16 protein-coding genes are annotated in these 22,744 nt (G+C 68.1%); 9 read left to right on the forward strand and 7 right to left on the reverse strand.

Annotated elements, in window-relative coordinates; all coding sequences use genetic code 11:
* The first annotated feature begins 1 nt into the window (after position 1).
* Positions 2-853 (forward strand): 3-keto-5-aminohexanoate cleavage protein, encoded by an 852-nt coding sequence (locus tag IT182_12520; GenBank protein MCC6164165.1) that lies wholly within the window; start codon positions 2-4, stop codon positions 851-853.
* Positions 850-2,232 (forward strand): hypothetical protein, encoded by a 1,383-nt coding sequence (locus tag IT182_12525; protein ID MCC6164166.1) that lies wholly within the window; start codon positions 850-852, stop codon positions 2,230-2,232. The genes IT182_12520 and IT182_12525 overlap by 4 nt, the downstream gene beginning before the upstream one ends.
* Here the strand turns inward: IT182_12525 and IT182_12530 are convergent.
* Complete coding sequence (locus IT182_12530) at positions 2,113-3,003, reverse strand: glycosyltransferase family 2 protein (protein MCC6164167.1); 891 nt, start codon at positions 3,001-3,003, stop codon at positions 2,113-2,115. The two genes, IT182_12525 and IT182_12530, sit on opposite strands and share 120 nt — an antisense overlap.
* Positions 3,004-3,100: 97 nt before the next feature.
* Between IT182_12530 and IT182_12535 the strand changes: the two genes are divergently transcribed.
* A complete protein-coding gene (locus tag IT182_12535; GenBank protein ID MCC6164168.1) occupies positions 3,101-3,790 on the forward strand; it encodes a hypothetical protein in 690 nt (229 codons plus the stop codon).
* Between the two features lie 43 nt (positions 3,791-3,833).
* Here the strand turns inward: IT182_12535 and IT182_12540 are convergent, their stop codons facing one another.
* On the reverse strand, positions 3,834-4,427 hold the full coding sequence (locus IT182_12540; GenBank protein ID MCC6164169.1) for a class I SAM-dependent methyltransferase: 594 nt from the start codon (positions 4,425-4,427) through the stop codon (positions 3,834-3,836).
* Between the two features lie 85 nt (positions 4,428-4,512).
* Positions 4,513-5,484 carry a DUF1684 domain-containing protein gene (locus tag IT182_12545; GenBank protein MCC6164170.1) on the reverse strand — a complete coding sequence of 324 codons (972 nt, stop codon included), beginning with the start codon at positions 5,482-5,484 and terminating at the stop codon, positions 4,513-4,515.
* A 279-nt stretch (positions 5,485-5,763) separates the two neighbouring features.
* Between IT182_12545 and IT182_12550 the strand changes: the two genes are divergently transcribed.
* On the forward strand, positions 5,764-8,328 hold the full coding sequence (locus IT182_12550) for a DUF3516 domain-containing protein (GenBank protein MCC6164171.1): 2,565 nt from the start codon (positions 5,764-5,766) through the stop codon (positions 8,326-8,328).
* Positions 8,329-8,434: 106 nt separating this feature from the next.
* Here IT182_12550 and IT182_12555 read toward each other — a convergent pair whose 3' ends face one another.
* The gene (locus IT182_12555) at positions 8,435-9,103 is read right to left on the reverse strand and encodes a peroxiredoxin (GenBank protein MCC6164172.1); all 669 of its coding nucleotides are present in this window, start codon (positions 9,101-9,103) and stop codon (positions 8,435-8,437) included.
* A 214-nt stretch (positions 9,104-9,317) separates the two neighbouring features.
* A complete protein-coding gene (locus tag IT182_12560; protein MCC6164173.1) occupies positions 9,318-11,414 on the reverse strand; it encodes a radical SAM protein in 2,097 nt (698 codons plus the stop codon).
* A gap of 280 nt (positions 11,415-11,694) precedes the next feature.
* Here IT182_12560 and IT182_12565 point away from each other — a divergent pair, with 280 nt between their 5' ends.
* Entirely contained in the window at positions 11,695-12,528 is an 834-nt protein-coding gene (locus IT182_12565; GenBank protein MCC6164174.1) for a DUF481 domain-containing protein, read from the forward strand.
* A gap of 47 nt (positions 12,529-12,575) precedes the next feature.
* Positions 12,576-13,454 carry an HDOD domain-containing protein gene (locus IT182_12570; protein MCC6164175.1) on the forward strand — a complete coding sequence of 293 codons (879 nt, stop codon included), beginning with the start codon at positions 12,576-12,578 and terminating at the stop codon, positions 13,452-13,454.
* 13 nt (positions 13,455-13,467) lie between these two features.
* On the opposite strand, the gene udk is transcribed toward IT182_12570, so the two are convergent.
* Together udk and IT182_12580 are read right to left on the reverse strand one after the other, a co-directional pair.
* The gene (gene udk / locus IT182_12575; GenBank protein MCC6164176.1) at positions 13,468-14,100 is read right to left on the reverse strand and encodes a uridine kinase; all 633 of its coding nucleotides are present in this window, start codon (positions 14,098-14,100) and stop codon (positions 13,468-13,470) included.
* Between the two features lie 87 nt (positions 14,101-14,187).
* Entirely contained in the window at positions 14,188-17,238 is a 3,051-nt protein-coding gene (locus tag IT182_12580; GenBank protein ID MCC6164177.1) for a hypothetical protein, read from the reverse strand.
* A gap of 281 nt (positions 17,239-17,519) precedes the next feature.
* Between IT182_12580 and IT182_12585 the strand changes: the two genes are divergently transcribed.
* From IT182_12585 to IT182_12595, 3 genes are all read left to right on the forward strand, one after another.
* Entirely contained in the window at positions 17,520-20,060 is a 2,541-nt protein-coding gene (locus IT182_12585) for an IPT/TIG domain-containing protein (GenBank protein MCC6164178.1), read from the forward strand.
* Between the two features lie 3 nt (positions 20,061-20,063).
* On the forward strand, positions 20,064-22,502 hold the full coding sequence (locus IT182_12590) for an IPT/TIG domain-containing protein (protein MCC6164179.1): 2,439 nt from the start codon (positions 20,064-20,066) through the stop codon (positions 22,500-22,502).
* A gap of 86 nt (positions 22,503-22,588) precedes the next feature.
* On the forward strand, positions 22,589-22,744 hold a 156-nt coding region (locus IT182_12595; GenBank protein ID MCC6164180.1), incomplete at its 3' end, for a hypothetical protein.

Here is a 22,744-nt window from a genome sequence, read left to right on the forward strand (position 1 = left end):
CATGGCTCCGCTGATCGTCAATCTCGCGCCGACAGGCATGGTGCCGACGCCGCGCGACAACGAATCGCTTCCGGTGACGCCCGACACGATCGCGCGTGATGCCGCGGCGTGCCGTGCGCTCGGTGCATCGATCGTCCACCTCCACGCGCGCGACACCGATGGTGTCCCGACGTGGCGCCCTGACATCTTCCGCGACGTGATCATCGCGGTCCGTCGTGCGGCACCCGACCTCATCGTGTGCGTGTCCACGAGCGGACGGACGTTCGGTGCGTTGGAACAGCGCGCGGCCGTGCTCGACCTCGACGATGAGACCCGGCCAGACATGGCCTCGCTGACGCTCGGCTCGATGAACTTTCCGACGCAGGCGTCGGTGAACGAGCCGGCGATGATCGAAGCCCTCGCCACGCGCATGCAGGAACGTGGCATCGTGCCCGAGCTCGAGGTGTTCGACCTCGGGATGCTCGACTACGCACGCTACCTGATCGACAAGGGCGTGCTGCGGCCGCCGTTCTACGTCAACCTCCTGCTCGGCTCGCGCGGCACGCTGGCGGCTACGCCGCTCAGTCTGGCACTGATGGCGCACGCGGTCCCCGCGGGCGCCACGTGGGCGGCCACGGGTATCGGCCGCTTCCAGTTCCCCGTGAACGCGATGGCCATCACGATGGGCGGCCACGTCCGTGTGGGACTGGAAGACAGCCTGTTCATGGATGCCGGCAAATCGATACCGGCGTCGAATGTCGCGCTGGTGCAGCGACTCGTGGCGCTCGGGCGCGCCGCGGGCAGGGAACCCGCCACACCCGACGAGGCACGCGCCATCATCGGCCTGCCGCCACGAACGGCCGGCGGCACGTGACACGCGACGGTGTCGGCGGCGCGCCGGTGTGGCGGCGCGTCGTGCGCCACATTCCGGCGATCCTCGTGACGCTGCTCGTCGCGCTCTACGCCGTCGACGTGCCCTACTGGGACACGTGGGATTGGCTGGACAGACTCTATCCGGACGTCGCACAGGGACCGGCGACGAGCGACCTCGCCCTGTTCAACGGTCATCGCGTCACCATCCCGCTGGCGATCGACAGGGCGCTCTTCGCGGCGTCGTCGATCGACGTGCTCCCTCGCATCTGGCTGAAGATCCCCCTGTCGCTCGCCACGCTGTGGCTGCTGGTCCGCCTGCTGCGGCGAACGGCGCCGGCGCCACCCGGAACGCTCGTGCAGTCCGGTATCGCCGCGTTCGTGTTCACGCTCGCGTACTGGCCGATGTGGATGGACCCACGTCAGTATTCGATACACATCGTGGTGCTCGCACTCGTGGCCGCCGTCGACATCGTCACGGGGCGCGGCACCGGCACGGCGCGGGCCGCAGCGGCGGCCGGCCTCTGCCTCGTGGCGTCGCTGTCGTACGGACCGGGCCTGTTCACGTGGCCGTTCGTGCTGGTCCTGCTCTGGGTACGCGTGCCTCGGCCACCTCCCACCGTCCTCGCGCTCTTGCTTGCCGTGGCCATGACGACAATCGGGCTGCACCTGGCCGACGCCCGCGGTGCGGCACCGTTTGCGCCGACAGCACCGCCAAGCGTCGAGGCTGTCGTGCATGGCATCGCCGCCGTCGCCGGACTGCCGGCAGCGCTCGCGTCGCCGTCACTCGGGTATCGCGCAACGCGCGTCATGGGTGTCGTGGGTCTCGCGCTCTTCGCGGCGCTGACGGCGTTCGCCCTGCGACGCCCCTGGCGCGCGCGGGCCCTGCCCTGGATCGCCATCGGTGGTTGGGCGGCCACCTACGCGGTGGCCGTTGGCCTGGCGCGCGGTGGCCTGGCGCTTCCGTCGATGCACGAACCGCGATTCGCTTACGGTGGCGCTTTCCTCTGGGTCGCCATCACTGCGTTGTTGCATGTGACGGCCACGGCTGACGCAGCGAACGGTCAGCCGGTCTCTCGCCGGCGGGCGGGCGCAATGCAGGCGGCCGCGTGCCTCCTTGCCGCGGGGTGCCTGATGGCGAGCGTGTCGCCATTCACGGCGTCAGGCGGCATCGGTGCCCTGCACGCGCAACTGGTTGCGGGACGCGCGTGCCTGATGCACATCGACACCGCCGAGGACAGCTGCTTGGAACGGCTCTATCCGTCAGCGGTGCGACTGCGCGCGATTGCCCTGCGCATGGAACGCCGCGGCGCGGCGTTCCTGCCGTCTCCGTCCAGCGAGTCCGGCAACACCAAGCCCGACGAGCGCGCTCCCGTGCAGTGACAGCAGCACCATGAGTCCACTGATTGGGGGATCGGCCAGGCGGTACCAGCCCGCAGCGGCCGCGAGGAACACCATTCCAACCGTGAGGCAGCACCACGCCGGAACCGCCGACCATTCCAGCAGGACACGCATCGTCACGCCAATCAAGGCCATCGGCGTGTAGCTGCTGGCACTTGCGCGACCGGCATGCTCGACGTCCACGTTGGCGGGCGTGCGGGAGGCACGCAGGATCTGTCCGCGTACGAATGGCGATGTGCCGCGATACGCGCACACGCGATCGACCACGTCGCGCCGCATCGCCCGGAAGCTGCTCACCGCCAGCCCCGACGGCGCACCGAATACGCCGCGATCGATGGCGCGCATGAGAAGACTGCCTCCCTGCCGCCACCAGGCATGGCGCGGCCGCTCGAATCGCGCGAAGACCGCGTCGTGCCCCGCACGTATCCGCTCGACGAGGCGCGGAATCGCCTCCGGCGCGTGCTGCATGTCGTCATCCATGCAGACGACAATCTCGCCGGAACAGGCCCGGAGGCCGACCAGCAGCGCCGCGTGCTGGCCGGCATTGGCATCCAGGCCGATGACGCGTATCGCTCGATGCCGTCTCGCCGCCGCCTCCAGCACGCGCAGGCTCCCGTCGCGGCTGGCATCGTCGACGACAAGCACCTCGAACGTCTCGCCCATGGCCTCACAGGCCGCCACGACGCGGTTCAGCGTCTGTCCGACGATCGACGCGCTGTTGTAGACGGGAATGACGATGGAGACTATCGTCACATGTGCCTCGAGCAACGCCTGGTGTTCATCCCGGCGGGCCGGTGCGTTGAGGACAATGGACGAGGCACGTTCGCCTCAAGCCTACAGGAGATCGTGCGTGAAGAAATTCGTCATCGGATGTGCGGTCGCGCTCGTGCTGATGGTCATCGGCGGCAGCGCGGCGGTCTACTACTTCGTCTACAAACCGGCGAAGTCCTTCGTCTCGTCGATGACCGAGTTCGGCGCACTCGCCGAGGCCGATGAGAAGGTCGCCAACACCGCCACCTTCACGCCGCCGGAGTCGGACACGCTCACCGAGGCGCAGGTACGGCGGTTCGCGGCCGTCCAGGAGAGCCTCCACGCGAAGATGGGTGCGCGAGCCACCGAACTCCGCACGAAGTACGAGGCCCTCAGCGCGCGAGGGAAGGATGCCGGTCTCACCGAAGTCGTCGGGGCCTACAAGGACATCTTCAGCATCGTCGGCGACGCAAAGCGCGCGCAGGTCGACGCGCTCAACTCGCAGCAGTTCTCGCTCGCCGAGTACGGGTGGGTGAAGGCGCGCGTCTACGAAGCGGCAGGCGTCTCGGTGTCGGGCATCGACTTCAGGGAACTCGCCGGCAAGCTCCAGTCGGGCGACCTGCAGGCTCTCCAGCAGATGGTGTCGAAAGCCGGCGACGCGGTCGCTGACGCGCCGAAGGTGGAGACGGACATGCCGGAGGTCGGCGTCCCCGAGGCCAACAAGACACTGGTCGCGCCATACAAGGACAAGATCTCCACCTGGATGATCTACGGCGCGTTCGGACTCTAGGAAGGACAGAGGCGAGCACCCGTTCTGATGGAGGCCAGGGGCTTCAACCCCTGGCGCGGGCGTGCCAGCGGAGGTAGCGGCCCATCGTCGAAACGTCGAGGACGTCGAAGCCGACGGCTTCGAGTTCGTCCTTCCACTGCCTGGGCTCGACAGGCGCGAACGTATCGCCGAGATGGAAGAGACGCAACCCGATGGTCCACAGCGCGTCGCATCCTGCAAAGCTTCCGCCCGGCAGCAGCACGCGCCACACCTCGGACAAGAGCGCGCGCTGACGCGTGAGGCCTGGCAGGTGGTGCACCATCGTGAACGCCGCGACGGAGGTGAACGCGCCGTTCACGAACGGCAGCGCCGCGGCGTCAGCGGTGGCAGCAGGGACTCGTGTGGGGATACGCCCACCCGACACCAACGGGACACTGGTGCGCGCTCTGAGCCGTCGCAGCGCGTGTGTGTCGACGTCGACCGCCGTGACCCGGGCGACACGCTGGCGCAGGTGCGTGGTCACCGTACCGGCGCCGGCTCCCAGTTCGAGGAGCGACTCCCCCAGCGACACATGCGCGAGCGTCCACTCCAGCAGATCGTGTTCGACGGTGCGGGCCCAGTGCTCCGAGTTGCAGTACCACGCGTGCAGCCGGTTCATGACAGGTGAATCATGTCTCGACTATCGGCCTTCGTGACCTCCGGCCGCCGAGCGGCATTCCCGGCATTCCCGGCATCGCGGCATGTCAGCTGTAAATCTTCTCCCCCGCGCGGATCGGCACCTTCAACACGTTCTGCGCGGGCGGGGTCGGGCACGTGGTGTACGGGTTGTACGCGCACGGCGGATTGTAGGCCTTGTTGAAGTCGATCACGTACCGGCCGTCGCCCGTGGGTTCCGCGTATGCGAAGCGCGTACCGTAGGTCTCGCGGCCGACGCCCGCGTCCCTGAAGATCACCTGGAGGCGTCCCTTGCTCGCCGTGAAGGCCAGCAACCGCACCTTCTTTCCGTCGAACGTGAACTCCAGCGTGCCTGGAGCCTTGTAGGGCTCGGGATCGCCGAGCACGTTGCGCACCTCGACGGCCTTCGGCTCATCGAAGGTCTTCAGCGTGGCAACCACGCGAGCCTGGTCGGCGACCGGATACCACTTCGTGCCCTGGAAACCCGTACGGATCGGCGACTCGGGATCGCGCACGCGCAACGCCAGTCGCGGTCCGCTCCGGTGCAGGTGGAACTGGACGCCCTGCCCCACGCTCACGCGATCGGCGGAGGTCCCCGGCGCGCCATTCACGCCAGGCTGGTTCCCGCGAAGCACGATCGTCGTCGACGACGCGGGCTCGCCGTTGACCGTCGCCACGACACCCGGAGTCAGGTGGAGGGTGACACCCTCGGGCGTCACCTCGAGCCGTCCCACGTGCGACGGCGCATGCCCTGCCGGCAGGACGATGTCGCTCGATGGATCGCCGCCGATCGTGTGTGAGCCCTCGGGCAGGAACGCCAGGCCCGCCACGCTCAGCCAGCCGTACTCGGCGCGCAGGCTCGTGTCGTACTGCTGGCGCCACGCGGCCACGTCGGCAGGCGGGCCGGGCGCCGCGTCGGCTGTCGTGACAACAGGAGGCGCAGGCGACGCGGCCGCGGCAGGGCGTGTGAAGCGGGCGGCGGCGACGGCGCCCGAGGTGACAACAGCGAATACGGCAAGCCAGGTGAAGGACGTACGCATCGAACCATCCGGACGTCGGCCCCTGCGCGCCAGCGCGCGGGATCGACATCGAGCCCTGCGCATGACGCGGGGCGAACCATGAGTGAACGCGGCCAGGCCGGCGTTCAGAATTCGTGAGGGAGAGAACGCAGGATCAACAACAACAGGCGCAGCGCCGGGCGGCGCTGGCACACATCGACGGCACGCGAGGCGAAGGCGTCGAAGACATGTTCATGACGGTACCGCGCAGGCGTCGCGCACCGCAAGGCGTATGACGCACTCGCGCCCCTACAATGATGTGTGGCTGCCCTGCTCGGCGACCTTGTTCCTCGCCCCGTTGACGTCTCTCCCGACACGCTCCTCGACGGGTTCCTCGCATACGCGTCAGACCGGAGGCTCACGCTCTACCCCGCGCAGGAAGAGGCGATCCTCGCCCTGCTCGACGGCCAGAACGTGATCCTCAACACGCCGACGGGATCCGGCAAGTCGCTGGTCGCCTCGGCGCTGCTCTTTGCCGCCATCGCGCGCGGCGAACGCGCCGTCTACACCTGCCCGATCAAGGCGCTCGTCAACGAACGCTGGATGGATCTGTGCCGCGAGTTCGGTCCCGAGTACGTGGGCCTCTCGACGGGCGACGCCACCGTCAATCGTGAGGCGCCCATTCTCTGCTGCACCGCGGAGATCCTCGCCAACATGGCGCTGCGCGAAGGCGCGGGGGCACCGGTCCACCACGTGGTGATGGACGAAGTCCACTACTACGCGGACCGCGACCGCGGCGTCGCCTGGCAGACGCCGCTGCTCACGCTGCCGCAGGCGCGCTTCCTCCTGATGTCGGCCACGCTCGGCGACACCGCCCCCTTCGAGCGCGCGCTCACGGCGCTCAACGGACTCCCGACAGTCACGATCACGTCTGCCGTCAGGCCCGTGCCCCTCGAGTTCAGCTACGCCGAAGTGCCGCTGGCCCACACGATCGAGACGCTCGTGGCGGAGGGGCGCACGCCGGCCTACGTCGTGCACTTCACGCAGGCCGACGCGGCAGGCAGCGCGCAGGACTTCACGAGCCTGAAGATCTGCACGCGCGAGCAGAAGGCCGAGATCGCCGACCGCATCGCCACGTTCGACTTCTCGAGTCCGTACGGGGGATCGGTACGCAAATGGTTACGCCATGGCATCGGCCTGCACCATGCCGGGCTGCTGCCGAAGTATCGCGTGCTCGTGGAACAGCTCGCGCAGCGCGGGCTGCTCCACGTGATCTGCGGCACCGACACGCTCGGAGCCGGCATCAACGTGCCGATCCGCACGGTTGTCTTCACGCGGCTGTGCAAGTTCGACGGCCAGAAGACCACGCACCTCACCGCGCGCGATTTCCACCAGATTGCCGGCCGTGCCGGCCGCAAGGGCTTCGACGATCGCGGCTTCGTGGTGGTGCAGGCGCCCGAACACGTCATCGAGAACCTGCGACTCAGCGAGAAGGCCGCACGCGACGGACGGCGCGTGGTGAAGCGCAAACCGCCCGAGCACAACTACGTCCACTGGGACCAGAACACACTCACCCGCCTGATCGGCGCCGCACCCGAGTCGCTCGTGTCGCGCTTCCACGTCACGCACGGCATGCTGCTCAACGTCCTGAGCCGCCGGACAGACGGCGCACGCGCGATGCAGCAGCTCATTCGCGACAGTCACGAGTCCGACGCCGCCAAGGCCGCGCACCGCCGGCGCGCCTGGCAGTTGTTCCGCGCGCTCGCCCGGCGACGCATCGTCGAGATCGTGCCGCGCACGGCCGAGGGATCGCGCGTGCGGGTGAACGTGGACCTGCAGGACGACTTCTCGATGAACCAGGCGCTGTCGCTCTACCTGATCGAGACGCTGCCGCTGCTCGATCCCGACGCGCCCACCCATGCGCTCGACGTGCTCACGCTCGTCGAGTCGATCGTCGAGAACCCGGAGCTCATCCTCCGGCGACAGCTCGATCGCGTGAAGGATCGCGCCATCGCGCAGATGAAGGCCGACGGCATGGAGTACGACCAGCGCATGGAGGAGCTCGAGAAGCTCGAGTATCCCAAGCCGCTGCGCGACTTCGTCTACGACACGTTCAACGCGTTCGCCGACAGGCATCCATGGGTCGGCGAGGAGAACATCAAGCCGAAGTCCATCGCACGCGAGATGGTCGAGAGGTATGCGTCGTTTGCCGAATACGTGATGGCGTACGACCTCGAACGGTCGGAGGGTCTGCTGCTGCGCCACCTGTCGGGCGTATACAAGGTGCTGAGCCAGACGGTGCCAGACGGCGCCAAGACCGACGAGGTACTCGACATCGAGTGGTACCTGCGCACGCTGGTGCGCGGCGTCGATGCGAGTCTGGCCGACGAATGGGAGCGCATGCGCGATCCCGACTACGTGCCTGTCAGCGGCAGCGGACGGGCTGCCATCGATGCGCGACCGCCGCAGACGGTCGCCTACGACATCACCACCGACGCGCGCGCGTTCGGTGCGGCACTTCGCAGCCGGATCTTCACGGTCCTCAAGGCATGGTCGCGCGCCGACGCAGACGCGCTGCGCGCAGCCCTCGGCCTCGCGTCAGGCGATGAGGGTGCCGACGAGTGGTCGAGCGAGCGCCTGCGAGAGACACTCGACGCATTCGCCATCGAGCACGGCCAGCTCCGGTTCGATCCCGAAGCGCGCAACGCCCGGCACACGCACGTCGCGGTACATGAGGACGACACACGCCAGCGCGTGCTGCAGATGCTGGTGGATCAGGAAGGCCTGAACGACTGGGTCGCCGAGTTCAGCGTCGACATCGCCGCATCGCGCGCACGACAGGAGCCCGTCCTCACGCTCGTGAGGATCGGGAGATTAGGGGAATGAAGCGAGAGCGGCAACGGGCAACAGGCAACCGGCAACCGGAAGGCTCCGGCGAGATGGGTATCCCATCCTGTTGCCGGTTGCCCGTTGCCGGTTGCCGGTCCCTTTCTCAGCGTTCAGGCTGCGGGACGTAGCGCAGGTAGGGCTTCTCGGCGCGCCAGCCGTTCGGGTAGATCGTCTTCGCTTCCTCGTCGGACACGGCGGGAACGATGATCACGTCACCGCCCTGTTGCCAGTCGGCGGGTGTCGCCACGCGATGCGCGGTGGTGAGCTGGAGCGCGTCGATGATGCGCAGGATCTCCGGGAAGCTGCGGCCAGCCACCATCGGGTACGACAGCACCACCTTGATCTTCTTGTCCGGACCGATCACGTACACGTTGCGCACGGTGGCGTTGTCGGCGGCGGTGCGGCCCTCGCACGTCTCGCCCGCGTCGGCCGGCAGCATCCCGTACAACTTCGACACCGCGAGCGTGGGGTCGCCGATCATCGGGAAGTCGGGCTCGGCCCCCTGCGTCTCGGCGATGTCCTTGCTCCACAGCGCGTGCCGCTCGACGGGATCGACGCTCAGGCCCAGCACCTTCACGTTGCGTCTCGCGAACTCGTCCTTCAACCGCGCCACGGCACCAAGCTCGGTGGTACAGACAGGCGTGAAGTCCTTCGGGTGCGAGAACAGCACGCCCCACGCGTCGCCGAGCCACTCGTGAAAGCGGATGGCCCCCTGCGTCGTGGTGGCTTCGAAATCTGGTGCGGCGCTGTTGATGGGCAACGGACCTGACATTGCGCGTCTTCCTCCTCGCCGGCGCGCGTGAGTGCGCACCCGGCATCTTCGCGATTCTCCGAGCCACGCGTCGCGAACGTCAATGACGAGTTGCGACATGGTGGTCCCGAACGCGATACGGGCGTGAGCGGCACCCGCCACTCACGCCCGTGTCCCTGATTGACGCCAGAGGTGGCCGGGCTCTCCGAGCCCGGCCCCTGCATCCGAACGCGGATCAGTTGACCGTCGGTTCCGGTTCAGACTCCGGCTTCGGCGCCGACTTCCTGAGCCCCTGAATCTGCAGGCCCGTCGCGAGTTCTGGAGCGGGCTCCTTCAGGACGTGCTGGCGGTAGAGCGCCGCCATCCTGTCGTGCTCGGCCTTCTTCTTGGCTTCCTCGCGCGCCCGCAGCTTCTCTTCCCGCGCGTTCTTCGCCACGCCGGCCTCATCGAGATCGGTCTGGCGGCCCTTGGCCACGGCTTCGGCGTCGAGCACGAGCGAGTGCTCGGCGGTGCCGAGGCTCACCTTCTTGCCACCGGCGAAGATCTCGTGACGGCCGTGCTCCTCGTACCACTTGGTGAGCGTGGCCGTCATGTGCATCTTCTCGATGATGTTCCGCCAGCCGATGCCCGTGTTGTACGCGCAGAAGCTGATCTCGCCCTGCTGCGTCGCGTACGGGATGATGCAGCGTTCCGTGCGGCGGAAGTCGTAGTTGAACAGGTCCTGGAACCACATGCCCGCGATGAACAGGAAGTTCCAGCGGTCGGCACGGCGCGCGTCGATGTCCTCGCGCGTACGCTGGCCGTCCACGCGACCGTACTCCTTCCTTGTCGCCCCGAACGTCTTGTCGAACTTCTTCAGCAGGTCGGTCCGCTTGAATTGCGTGGGCGACTTGAACGGGTCGTAGTTCTTCGCCAGCGCCAGCGCCAGGCCGAGCATCGACATCTTGGGGCCGCGCGCCGCGTCGTTGACGCGTCGCAGGTCCTTCGCGAGCTGCGTGCCCTCGAGGAACGCCGTCACCGGCACGGCTTCCTTCGTTTCCTTGTCCACCATGATGGCCATGCCCACGCCGCAGTTGGGGTGGCAACCACACGCCAGGTTGCCCCAGTCCTGCTGCGGGCCCTTCACGAGGTCGGCCCAGTCGGTGAACGTCCCCATGAAGGAGATCGGGAACCAGTCGCGCGTCGGCTCGCCGATGCTGACCTGCTTCTTCACGTCGTGCGCCAGGTGCGACAGCGTGTAGCGCTGCGCCGCGCGGCGCTCGTCGGTGATCTCCTCGTCGCGGCCCGTGAACGACACCGGCTGGAACGAGAGGAACGAGATCTTGCGCGGGTTGTCGAGCGCGAACCTGATGATCCGGCCCACCTGCTCGTTGTTCACGCCATTGACGATCGTCGTCACGGGGACGATGTCGACGCCGTTGTTCCAGAGGTTCTCGATGGCGCGCAGCTTGACGTCGAACAGGTTGCCGACGAGACGATGCGAGTTGGCCGCGTTGCCGATGCCGTCAAACTGCAGGTAGACGTACCGGAGGCCGGCCTCGGCCGCCGCCCTGGCGAACTCGGGGCTCTTGGCGAACTCGATGCCGTTGGTGGCCGCCTGCACCGAGTTGTAGCCGACCTTCTTCGCGTAGCGGACCGCGTCGAGGAAGTACGGCGACAGCGTCGGCTCACCACCGGAGAACTGCACCGACATCTGCCGGCGCGGCTTGATGGTGATGGCGTTGTCGAGCAGCGTCTTGATGTCTTCCCAGCTCAGTTCGTGAACGAACCCGACCTGGTTGGCGTCCATGAAGCACGGGTCGCACATCATGTTGCAGCGGTTGGTCAGGTCGATCGTCAGCACCGCGCCGCGACCGTACTTGATCGTGCTGCTGCCATGGTTGTGCAGCGTCTCGTCGTTGTGGGCGCGGATGTCGCTGCCCGGGTACGACTCCTCGAGGTGCTTGAAGAACGCCGGGTCCACCGACATCACGTCCTCGAAGTGGCCGTGCAGCGGGCAGTCCTTGACCATCAGGATGCGGCCGTCGCGCTCGATGATGGTGGCCTTGATCTCGCCGACCTTCTCGTTGAGCAGCACCGACACGTCGCGCTTGCCGTCCACGATCTCCTGGCGCGCCTCGCGCACGCAGGTCGGGCAGAGCGAGTCGGTCTCGCGCGGCCAGCCGAGGGGCGGCTTCACCTTCTCCCACGACTTCTGCAATGGCTTGTCAGACCACTTGGGTACGAAACCGGGATTGCGGTTCATGGCGTTCAACGCATCGAACACCACCCACGCCCCCTTGGCGGCATAGGTCAACCCCTTCTCGACGTACTTGATGGGCTTGTGCGGCATCTCGGTCCTCTGCGTCGTTGTCCTCGCGCCGGCGCATCCGGTCGCGATCGGCTCGAATTCCAGCCCGGGGCAGTATGACGAACTCCGTGTCGGGCGTGGCGCCGAAATCTGCAAGCAGGCAGAATCCTGCGGCGAATGGGCAGGATAGCCGGCCGACGGGCCGCGGCCGAGGTCGAGCGGGCGTCGTCTGATCGCGAGGGGGTCGACACCGCGGGTACACTGGCACGGGACAACGGCCGGGCTCGCTCTACTTGTCGACTGGTGTCCGCCCCGCTCCGTGATGCTCGAACCCGTCTGGTTGCTCCTCGCTCTGCTGTATGGGCCGGCTCCCGTTGCCGCGTCGCCGCTGCCGTCAACCGTCGACGTCGCCATGCTCCCCGACTCGGCCGTCGCAGTGGCGCACCTCGCGCCACCGCCGGTTCCGCCCCCTGTGGCGCTTGCCGCGGCACGACCGACGAAGAAACCGGGACGCGTGAAGAGCAAGGCCGAGCTCTCCTACGTCTCCACGGACGGCACCACGAGCACACTCACGCTCGGGACCGGCGGCGAATTGACGTTCACCGATGGCCCCTGGCGCCTCGAAGCCCGCGCGGCCTACCTCCGCGCCAGTACCGACGATGTGGTGCGCGCCCGTCGAATCACGGGCCAGGTGAAGTCGGCCAGGCGGGTGGGCGATCGCGCCGAACTGTTCGCCCGCGGCACGTACCTCCGCAACACGTTCGCCGGTATCGACCATTCGGTCGAGGGTGCGGTCGGCGTTACCGCGCTTCTCATCAGCGGCTCGCCGCAGCGGTTGTCGCTCGACTCGGGCTTCGGCTACATCGGCGAGGACCGGACGGCGGGGATCAGCAGGTCCGTGGGCACCTTCGACATGGGGCTGCGCCACCAGTGGGAGTTCAGCAAGCGGAACCGCTTCTCCAACGACGCCTCCGTCAAGACCGATATCGAACGCACCAGCGACTGGCGGCTGTCGCACGTCGCGGCGCTGCAGGCCTCGCTCAACGCCGTGCTCGCCCTCAAGTTGTCGCACGAGATCAACTACAGGAACGAGCCGGTGCCGGGGTTCACGCGCGCCGACACCATCACCGCCGCCAGCATCGTGGCCACGTTCTGAATGCTGCAGTGAAGGGTCGCGCGGCTGCTGCCGATAAGGTAGACACGATGGTGTCCCCAGACCCTCGCTCCTCGTCGTCCTCCTCTGCGCTCACGCGCGAACGCCTTCTTCGGCATGCCGACGCGATCGAGCCGCTGCCGGGAACGGCCACGCACCTGGTCACGCTACTGAGTCAGTCCGAGTGGATGATTCGCGAGGTGGAAGAGATCGTCCGGCTCGACCTGGGACTCACCGCCCGCATCCTCCGCTTCGCCAACTCGGCGTGGACCGCGCACCTGCCGTCGGTGACGACAGTCAGGGACGCGCTGATGCGCATCGGCGTCGGGACGGCGCTGTCGCTGGCCATCGCCGAAGGCGTCCGCCCGCGGTTGCTCAAGCCGCTGCCGGCGTTCGACCTGCAACCGGGCCGTCTCTGGCAGCACGCTGTCGCCAGCGCCTTGGCCGCCGAAATCGTGACCAAGCGCGCCCGGATGCCGATTCCTCCCGAGGCGGTCACCGCCGCCCTCTTGCACGACATGGGGAAAGTGGTGCTCGACGAGGCGATGGACAACGCCACGCTCACCGCCCTGCGTGCCGCGTGGGCATCCAGTGCGCAGTCACGCCTCGAGATCGAGCGTCAGGTGCTCGGACTCGATCACGGCGAACTGGGCGGCTATATCGCCCGCCATTGGGGGCTGTCCGAGCGTGTGGCCGCCGCCATCACGCATCACCACGATCCCGCGTCGGCCCGGAGCGTCATCTGCGACGTCGTGCATCTCTCGAACGGCATCGCCAAGCTGGCCGGCTTCGGCCCGCTCGTCGCCGAGATCGACGGCCCCATCGAAGGGGATGTCCTCGCGCGCCTGTCGTTCTCGCCTGGCGACCTGCACACCTTCTGCACCGACCTCATCGAACGCATGCGGACGGGACAGGAACGCTTCCACTGACGCTGCGTGGCCTCTACGGGTGCGGCGAGGCCGGCGTGACGAGACCGCGTGCGAGCGTGAGCAGCATCTCGATGGCCACGTCGTTGTGCCCGCCCTGCGGCACGATGATGTCCGCATAGCGCTTGCTCGGTTCCACGAATTCGAGGTGCATCGGCTTGACCGTACTCAGGTACTGGTCGATGACCGACTGCACGGTGCGGCCGCGTTCGGCGACGTCGCGCTGCAGGCGACGGATGAACCGCGTGTCGTCGTCGGCGTCGACAAACACCTTCACGTCCATCAGTGCGCGCAACGGGGCGTCGGCGAAGATGAGGATGCCTTCGACGATCAACGCTGGACGCGGGAGGACGGGATCGCGTTCGTCCAGACGATTGTGTCGCGCGAAATCGTACTGCGGCGCGTCGATCGCTTCGCCCGATCGCAGGCGTCGCACGTGCTCGACCAGCAGGTCGGTTTCCAGCGAGTCGGGGTGGTCGTAGTTGAGCGCCGCGCGTTCCTCGAGACGCAACTCGCTGCGTTCCCTGTAGTACCTGTCGTGCTCGAGCACCGATACCTTGTCGTCGCCGAGCGACGCCTTCAAGCGTCGCACGACAGTCGTCTTCCCCGACCCCGACCCGCCCGCGATCCCGATCACCACCGGCCGCACGGACGCCTCGCCCACACGCAGTTCAGCACTCACGGGGGAAATTAGAACAGATCGGCAACCGGCAACCGGGCACAGCCCCTCGTCAGATCACGGCAGGCGCGTGGCGACCGCGTTGGTGCCGGCGGCCCAGGCCTGCCCCCCGGCGTCGCTGTACATCGCGCGCTCGACGACAATCGGGACGCCGGCGCTCTCGATGAGCAGACCCACGCGCCGGCCGCGGGCGTTCGGGAAGAACTGCGGTGCGCCGAGCGCGATGTTGAAGCGACTGTTGGCCGGCACCGTGTACGTCATCGATTCCGGTGCCGCGTCCTCGGCGAGCATCGTCACGACGATCGTGGCGGCACCGCCCGTCGGGTTGACCACGAGCGCGTAGGTGCTCGTGTTGCGCGGCCCGCCCACTTCTCCCTCGGCGAGTGCCCACCGCGTGGCTGGCGTCGTGACGCCGCCGCTGTTGTGCGCTTCGCCCCATGTCGCCGACGTGCCCGGCCACCACATCGATCGCTCGACGAGGATGCCCACGCCGTTGTCCACGATCACGTCAGTGGACAGTGACGCATCGGCCAGGCGGGCGTAGTCGGGATTCTGCGCGATGCGTTCCGCGTCGCGTCCGAGCGCATCCACCCATACGGTGGCCCGCGACTCGCCGGACACCTGCTCGCGATGTTCGACGACCGTCCCGTCGCCGAGCAGGAAGCGCAGCCGCACGTCGGCGGCGTCGCGCGACGGATTCGCGATCAGCACGAAGAGGTCGAAGTACGGCCCCGTCGCTCCCTCGGCGAGCAGCCACCGCTCGGCCGGCGCCGGGAGGCCGACGCTGTCGTGACCCGCCGTGAACAACTGCCCGTTGCGATCGAGGTACATCGCGCGCTCGGCGATGATCGGTGCCGTCGCGTCGATGCGCGCCGACACCTCCGCCGACGCGAGGGAATCCCCATCGTCCCAGCGCTCCATGTCCACCCACACCGTATGCCGGGCACCCGGCGCCACCGCGTAGGTTCGCGTGCGGGGCGCGTGTCCCGCGCGAAGGTACGTGATGGTCGCCTGCGCGGGGACGGTGCCGGGGTTGAGCAGCAGGTAGAACGTGTTGAACCCGCCACCCGTCGCACCTTCGGCGAAGTACCACGTCGTGCGCGGCGCCTCGGTGGCCGACTCGGCATGACTGCCGTAACCGGAACCATCCCACGACACCGTCCGATCGGCAACAACGAGCGTGTTGGCCTCGATGGTCGTGGCAAACGCGTCGATCGCGCCAACCGCGGCTCCCACGTCGACGGTGGCCCGCCGTCGCGGCTGGATCGTCACCCAGTGCGCGCGCGTCGCAACGGCGCCGTTGGCGTCAGGCGGGCTCGCGAATCGCAGTTGTACGTTCGCCACGGTCGTGACGCTCGGGTTCACGAGCGCAATCCGGGTCGAGAAGAACGCGTTCTGCACCCCTTCGGCGAAATACCGCTGAACGACGCCGCGGGGATGCAGCCCCCGCTGGTACTCCTGCAGATTGGTGAGGCCATCGCCGTCCGGATCGCCGCCCGGCCCGTCGTTCCCTGTGGCGACCAACGGATTGAGACCCGCGGCAATTTCCCACGCGTCGGGAAGGCCGTCGTTGTCGGAGTCCGTGGGAGGAGGCGGCGGCGGTGGCGGCGCGGCGGCCTGCGCCACGGTCACGCCAACTCCGCCGATCGTGACGTTCCCTGTGCGCGCGCTCCCGCCGTTGGCCGCCGCCGTGTACGACACCGTACCCGGTCCCGTTCGTGTCACGGGCCCCGACAGCGTGAGCCATGACGCGCTCGTCGACACCGACCACGTGCAGGCGCTGCCCGTGTTCACGGTGAACGGCGCGACGGCTCCGCCGCCGTAGCCGACGGCGCGCGTCGCCGGCGTCACGTCGTATGTGCACGCGGGCGGAGCGGCAGACGCCGGGTAGATGAACCGGAGGCCCGCCAGATCGTCGGGGCCGATCGCCGGCGGGATCGGCGTCGCCGCGTAGCAGCACGACGGATACATGACGTTGGAGTTCGCGTTGGCCACCGAGCCGTCCGTCGGCGTATGGCCCAACCCGATCGCATGACCGATCTCGTGCTCCAGCACTCGCGCCAGGAATTGCGACTGCCCGAGCGACGGCATCTCCGCCTTCGTCGTGAAGATCACGAAGCCGTACGTGATCTTGTAGAACGTCGTCCCGTTGACCGTACGCGTCGTGCCGTTCGAGCACGCCCCGCCGATCGCGATCACGCCGCTCGTCGTGATGTCGTCGGCGGGATCCTCGTACGTGATGATGCCGCCGCCGGGCGTGGGTGGCGCGCCGCAATCGAGCAGCGATGCCGCCGACGCGAGTCGCGTGCCGCCATGCGAGAGCGAGAGCGACGCGCCTGTCGGATTGGTCCACCCCGCCAGCGCTTGCGTGATCTCGGCGTCGCTGTTGCCGCTCGCCAGCGGCGACGGCGTCAACGTGTTGCGATACCACCGCACCGTCTGGTCGCTGTCGGCCTCGTGCCAGCGCATGGTGCCGAGCAGACGGAACGTCTCGACGGTCGGCGTGGCTGGCGCGAGCGCGCCAGACGACGACGTGGCGGTCGCGGGCGTCCAGAGGCGCACTGCCGCCGTCCCTCGCACCTGACGGACCGCAGCGGCAAAACCGGCCAGCGACCGGGTCGACATGCCGGCGTCGGAGGCAGCGGCCTCCGACTGCTGGACCAGTTGCGTGCCCGTCGCCGAGTCGCGCACGCCGAACACCGACCGCGCCATGGCCGATGGCCGCCACGCGCCGCCGCGACGCTCGACGAGCGCCAGGATGTCGTCACCGACGATGAACCGCGCCGCGCCCGGAATGGCGAGCGTGGTGGACCCTATGGTGCCGCCGATCTCCCGGATCTCGATCACGCGGTCCGCGCCACCCGAGTAGTCGTCGACGATGCGGATCGACGCGACGGTCTCGATCGCGCCGCTGCCCGCACGCCGTTCCGTACGCACCGCCTCCACGCGGCCGCGCACGATGCGATCGGCGGCCGCAATGGCCTCGGCGTCGGTCCGTACCTTCAGCGTCGAGGCGTCGGCAGGACTGGCGAGCGACACGCTCGCGATGCATGTCAGCAGCGTGGCGACACGCACGAGATGGGAACGCCGTGGGGGGAGCAAGAACATGCCGCCCCCCCGCGTTGCAACTCGGCTGCCGTGCAAGCGACACGGTGCGCGTAGCCCGAATCGGCCGGTGCGTGCCCGCACACGACATCACGACGAGCCGCCAATGACGCTTTCGTATCCCGAATCACGAAACTGACGGCGTCTGCTGTGCCGGTCTTCGAACAACCCCTGCAATTGTTTCCAAGTAAATCGTCGGGATGGGTTTTTGTTTCGACGTATTTATACTGGCGGGGTTCGCCCGGCTTCCGATGGACGGAAGACCGGCGCTGGAGGCTTCCTGCATGACCTGCATCCGCCGGGTGGCCCTGACGGCCCTCATCCTTCTCACGTCCGCGTCGTACGCCGCCGCGCAAGGTGCATCCACGTGGTTGCTCGCCGAAGGCGCCAACAACGCCACCTTCGCGCAGGAAATCCTCGTGGGCAACCCCGGCGCGCAGGCGTTGAAAGTGACGGTGACGCTACTGCCCCAGTCCGACGCGCTGCTCACCTGGGAATCCAGGACGTTCGACCTCGCCGGGACCTCGCGTCTCACCGTACGCCTCGGGCCCGACTTCGGCCTGAACGGCAGTGCCTCCGCACGCGTCACGGCCGTCCTCGCCAGCGACAACAGCACGCCGGCCGACATCGTCGTCGAGCGGACGATGTACTTCCAGAGCGTGGGTCAGCAGGGGTCTCACAACGCGAGCGGCGTGACGCAGGCGCAACTCGCGTCCAAGTGGACCCTGGCCGAAGGCTCCGGCGGGATGTTCGAGACGTTCATCCTCGTGGGGAACCCGAACGGCACGCCGACCACCGTGAAGGCCACGTACCTGACCGGCACCGGTGGGGTGTTCGAGACCACGCAGACCGCACCGGCGAACGGCCGCGTGACCTTCTACCCGAAGGGCGAACACGCCGGCCTGATGAACGCCGACTTCTCCACCGAGATCGAATCGCTCACCGGCGGGAACCTCGTGGTGGCCGAACGCGCGATGTACTTCGACGGCTTCCTCAGCGGCCACGACGCCATCGGCGTGACCAGTCCGAGCACCACGTGGCTCTTCGCGGAAGGCTTCACCGGCGGTAACGCGGAGACGGCGTTCGAGACGTACCTGCTCCTGGTCAACACCAACGCGACGCCAACGGACGCGACGGTGGATTTCCTCCTCGACAGCGGCGAAGTCGTCAGCCGGACGTACACGCTCGCTCCACGACAGCGCTTCAACGTGTGGGTGGATCACGAGGGCCGCACGTACGACGCGCGCCTCAATGGCGCGGCGTTCGGCATGCGCGTGACGTCCACGCAGCCCATCGTCGCCGAGCGCGCGATGTACTGGGGCACCCCGTCTGCGAGCGATCCCACGGTCCCCACGGTCCCCTGGCGCGAAGGGCACGCAGCCGCCGGCGTCGCGGCAGGCAATGCCCGATGGGCGTTCGCCGAAGGCCAGCAGGGCCGGTTCGGCGCCGCCGCGACGGGTTTCGAGACGTTCTTCCTGCTCGCCAACCCAACCGCCACGCCGATCACGGTACGGGCGACGTTCATGCGCGAGGACGGCAAGGGCATCGTGCGCACCGTCTGCCTGGCGGCCAACGCGCGTACCAACATCTGGACCGCGGTCTACAGCGAGCTGGCGGGGCGACGATTCGCGACGTTCCTCGAGTCGGTGGCCAGCGCCGATATCTCGTGCCCGTCCTCTGCCGGTACGCCGTTCGTAGCCGAACGCGCCGTCTATTCGGGCCCGTCGTTCCTGGCCGGTCACGTCAACGGCGGGACGCCCTGGACGGGAACCATCGCCACGCCGCCCGTGGCCCCCGCGTTCGCCATCGCCAACGTGTCGCCGTCGAGCGGACGCCTCGGTGGCGGGCAGACGATCACCATCACGGGCGCGGGGTTCCAGTCCGGCGCGAAGGTCTACTTCGACAACCCGGCGTGGACCGGCGACAGGAACGCCAACACCCACACGGCCGCCGTCGACCAGGCCACCGACGTGGTGGTCTCCTCCGATGGCGCGACCATCACGGCCAAGACGCCTCCGCGCGGTTTCTACACCGGCTACCAGACGGCCGGGCCGGTGACCGTACGCGTCGTGAACCCCGGCAACGAGAGTACGACGCTCCCCAATGGCTACACGTTCAAGCTGAACGTGCTCGCGTTCGGCGATGACTACGTCTACGGCTCCACGTCTGGCGGCCGCGCGGCCACACCGTTCCCGGCCAGCCTCCAGAACCGCCTGCGCGCCTACCAGAAGGACCTGCTGAATGTGTCGACGGGTGCGCCAACGGGAACCAGGGTGCTGCAGTTCGGCGAGTACGTCACGGTGACCAACGCCGGCGTGGTCGGCGAGTGCGCCTCGGCGACAGGCGGCGGGTGCCTCGCAACTGCCGGCGTCGCACGGTTCCCGGCGCTGGCCGATGCAGCCGCGAGCGCGGACAAGTACGACGCCGTCGTGTTCGTGGAAGGCGTCAATGACATCCGTGCCGGTAGGGTTGCGGGCAGCGTGGCGTTCGCCTACCGCGACATGGTGGCCCGGGCGCGCGACAGGAAGATCGTCATCGTCATGACCAAGTTCGAGGGGAACGGCCTCGGGATCGGCGGGCTCTCGGACGGACAACTCAAGGAGCTCGGCGACGCGCTCTGGGGCGTCACGGAAGACACGTCGCTCAACGTCGAGATCTACAGACAGTCGCTGTTCAATTTCGAAACGTCAGGCAGTTCCCCCACGCAGAGTGGATACGACCGCATGTCGCAGCTCATTTTCGAGAAGGTGGCGCGCGAGTTCCCGCTCCAGCCGTGCGACGCGCGCAACGACAAGCCCGGCAAGGGTTGCCCGCGTAACCCGTAAGCCGTGATGCACAATTGCTCAACCGCGCGAACAGCGCTCCTGGTCATCGCCGTCGCATTCTGGTCGGCCGCTCCCGCGGCCGGCCAGGGCGCGTCCCGCTGGTTCCTCGCCGAAGGCGCGAGCAACGCGATCCTCGAGCAGGAGATCCTCGTCGTCAATCCCTCGTCGACGCCCCTTGACGTCACGGTCAAGCTGCTGCCGGACGCGTCGGCACACGTCACCGGCAGCACGCAGAAGGTGTTTCCCCTCGGGGCGACGAGCCGGCTCACCGTCCATGTCGGCAAGGAGTTCCCGGGCCTGAACGGCGCCGCGTCGGCGGATGTGTCGGCCGTGCGCTCGGGCTCGGCGACACCCGCCGACATCGTCGTCGAACGAACGATGTACTTCCCTGACGGCACGCGCGCCGGCTCGCACAATGCGAGCGGCGTGACGGCGCCAGCCACGCAATGGATCCTCGCGGAAGGCGCCAGCGGCATCTTCAGCACGTTCATCCTCGTGGCAAACCCCAATCCGATCGCGGCGCCGATCCGCGTGCGCTACCTGAAGAACACCGGGGAGGTCGTCACGATGACCGACACGGTGCCGGCCAACAGCCGTCGCACGTTCTGGCCGCAGAACGACTTCCCCGACGAGATGGCCAACGCGGAGTTCTCGACGGTGGTCGAGAGTCTGAACTCCGCCGCGCCCGTCGTCGCCGAGCGTGCGATGTACTTCGATCCCGCGAGTTCGGGCAGCCACTTCGCGACGAGCGGCCACGACGCCATCGGCGTCCCGAACGCCAGCACCACGTGGTACTTCGCCGAGGGATATACCGGCGGCAATGACGCCATGGCGTTCGAGACCTTCCTCCTGCTCGCCAACACGCAGGCCAGCGCCGTCACGGCCACCGTCACGTATCAACTGGACTCGGGTGAGACGGTGGTGCGCGACTACGCGCTGGCGCCCAACGAGCGGTTCACCGTGTGGGTCGATCAGGAAGGCCGCACGTTCGATCCACGCCTGAGCGCGAGTGCCTTCGGCATGACCGTCGAGGCGACCGCGCCGATCGTCGCCGAGCGCGCGATGTACTGGGGCACGCCATCGGCAGCCGATCCCATGACGCCCACGTTCCCCTGGACCGAAGGGCACGCGACCGCCGGATCGCCGGGGCGCGCCGCGACGTGGGGCTTTGCCGAGGGTGCGCAGGACTTCATCGACGGGTCGGGTCTGCGCTATCAGACCTTCCTGCTGTTTGCCAATCCCAACGACGCCGCCATCGCCGTGCAGGCCACATACATGCGCAGCGACGGTACCGGCGTCCGCCGTTCGGTGTGCGTGCCTGCGGGCGGGAGGGCGAACCTGTGGTCGGCCACCATCCCCGAAGTGAGCAATGCGCGGTTCGGCGTCTTCGTCGAGTCCGTCGCGACGGCTGCCGGTGCCGTGTGCCCGGGCGCGACGGCTGGCGGCGAGTCGTACGTCGCCGAGCGGGCGATGTATGCGGGTGCAGGGTTCACCAGCGGTCACGTCAACATGGGCGTGCCCTGGGTCGGCACGATCGCGACGCCGCCGGCGCCGGACATGACGTACACGGTGACCGCGTTGTCACTCGAACAACAGCCCGGCGGCCGTGTGGGCCGCCTGAGCGGCGGCGAGTACGTCACCGTCACCGGGACGAATTTCACCGCCGGCGTCCGCGTGTTCTTCGGCGATCGCGAAGGTGTCGTCGGCTTCGGCGCCAATCCCACCACGACGCTGCGCGTGCGCACGCCCGGGGCGGTCGGCGGCAGATATGGTGGCGCGCGAACGGTTCCCGTGACGGTACGGCGCGAAGCATCGTCGGTCCCTGCAGGTGACTTCTCGTTCACGTTCCGCGTGATGGCCATCGGCGACAGCTTCACCGAAGGCATGCTCGTCGAGCGGATCCCGCCGGTACCGCCGGCCACCACTCCGACGCAGATCTACTCGTACGCCTCGCCGCCCTATCCCGGATCGCTGCTCGATCTGCTGCGCGGTGATGGCCAGTTCGGTGGCGCCACGATCGTGACCAACGAGGGCTACTCGGGCGAATGCGCCGCATTGCGCGGCTGCTCGGCCAATCCGACGAGCGGCGCAAGCCGTATCGAAGGGCTTGTCGCGGCACGGGCGTACGACGCGGTGATCGTGATGGAAGGCTTCAACGACCTCAACGCAGGCGGCAACGTCGGCAGCGCGGTCAATGCGCTCCGCTTCATGGCCCAGACGGTCAGGGCCTCAGGCGCAACGCCCATCCTCGGTATCCTCGACGGCCCGATGTCGGGCGCGCTCGGCGACGGCATTCGAGGCATGGCCGATGCCAACGGCTTCGCGCGACACAACTTCCGCGACATCGACATCGGCAGCGACGACATTCACCCGACGCAGTCCGGCTACGACGACATGGCCCGCCAGGCCTACGACAAGCTCAAGGCGCTGTTCCCGTTCTGACGGTTGCCGGTTGCCGGTTGCCGGTTGCCGGTCGTCGGTTGCCGGTTGCCGGTTGCTGATTGCCGGTTCTGCTAACGTGTTCGCCCGTGCCGTGGCGTCTCCTGCGTGGCCCGTTCGGATGGGCGTTGCTGCTGGCCGCGGTGGCCGTCATCGGCAGCGTCGTGGCGCGGGTGACGGCAGACACGTCGGCGAGTGGGCTGACAGCCGTTCTCGAAGAACCCCGCGACGACGCCTGGCGGACC

Source organism: Acidobacteriota bacterium (genome assembly GCA_020845575.1).
Lineage (GTDB): Bacteria > Acidobacteriota > Vicinamibacteria > Vicinamibacterales > Vicinamibacteraceae > Luteitalea.

Bases quoted from the DNA above. Each gene is read 5' to 3' on its own strand.
- IT182_12520 (MCC6164165.1), top strand. From the start codon at position 2: ATGGCTCCGCTGATCGTCAATCTCGCGCCGACAGGCATGGTGCCGACG.
- IT182_12540 (MCC6164169.1), bottom strand. From the start codon at position 4,427: ATGAACCGGCTGCACGCGTGGTACTGCAACTCGGAGCACTGGGCCCGC.
- IT182_12545 (MCC6164170.1), bottom strand. From the start codon at position 5,484: ATGCGTACGTCCTTCACCTGGCTTGCCGTATTCGCTGTTGTCACCTCG.
- IT182_12555 (MCC6164172.1), bottom strand. From the start codon at position 9,103: ATGTCAGGTCCGTTGCCCATCAACAGCGCCGCACCAGATTTCGAAGCC.
- IT182_12560 (MCC6164173.1), bottom strand. From the start codon at position 11,414: ATGCCGCACAAGCCCATCAAGTACGTCGAGAAGGGGTTGACCTATGCC.
- IT182_12565 (MCC6164174.1), top strand. From the start codon at position 11,695: ATGCTCGAACCCGTCTGGTTGCTCCTCGCTCTGCTGTATGGGCCGGCT.
- IT182_12570 (MCC6164175.1), top strand. From the start codon at position 12,576: ATGGTGTCCCCAGACCCTCGCTCCTCGTCGTCCTCCTCTGCGCTCACG.
- IT182_12580 (MCC6164177.1), bottom strand. From the start codon at position 17,238: ATGTTCTTGCTCCCCCCACGGCGTTCCCATCTCGTGCGTGTCGCCACG.
- IT182_12585 (MCC6164178.1), top strand. From the start codon at position 17,520: ATGACCTGCATCCGCCGGGTGGCCCTGACGGCCCTCATCCTTCTCACG.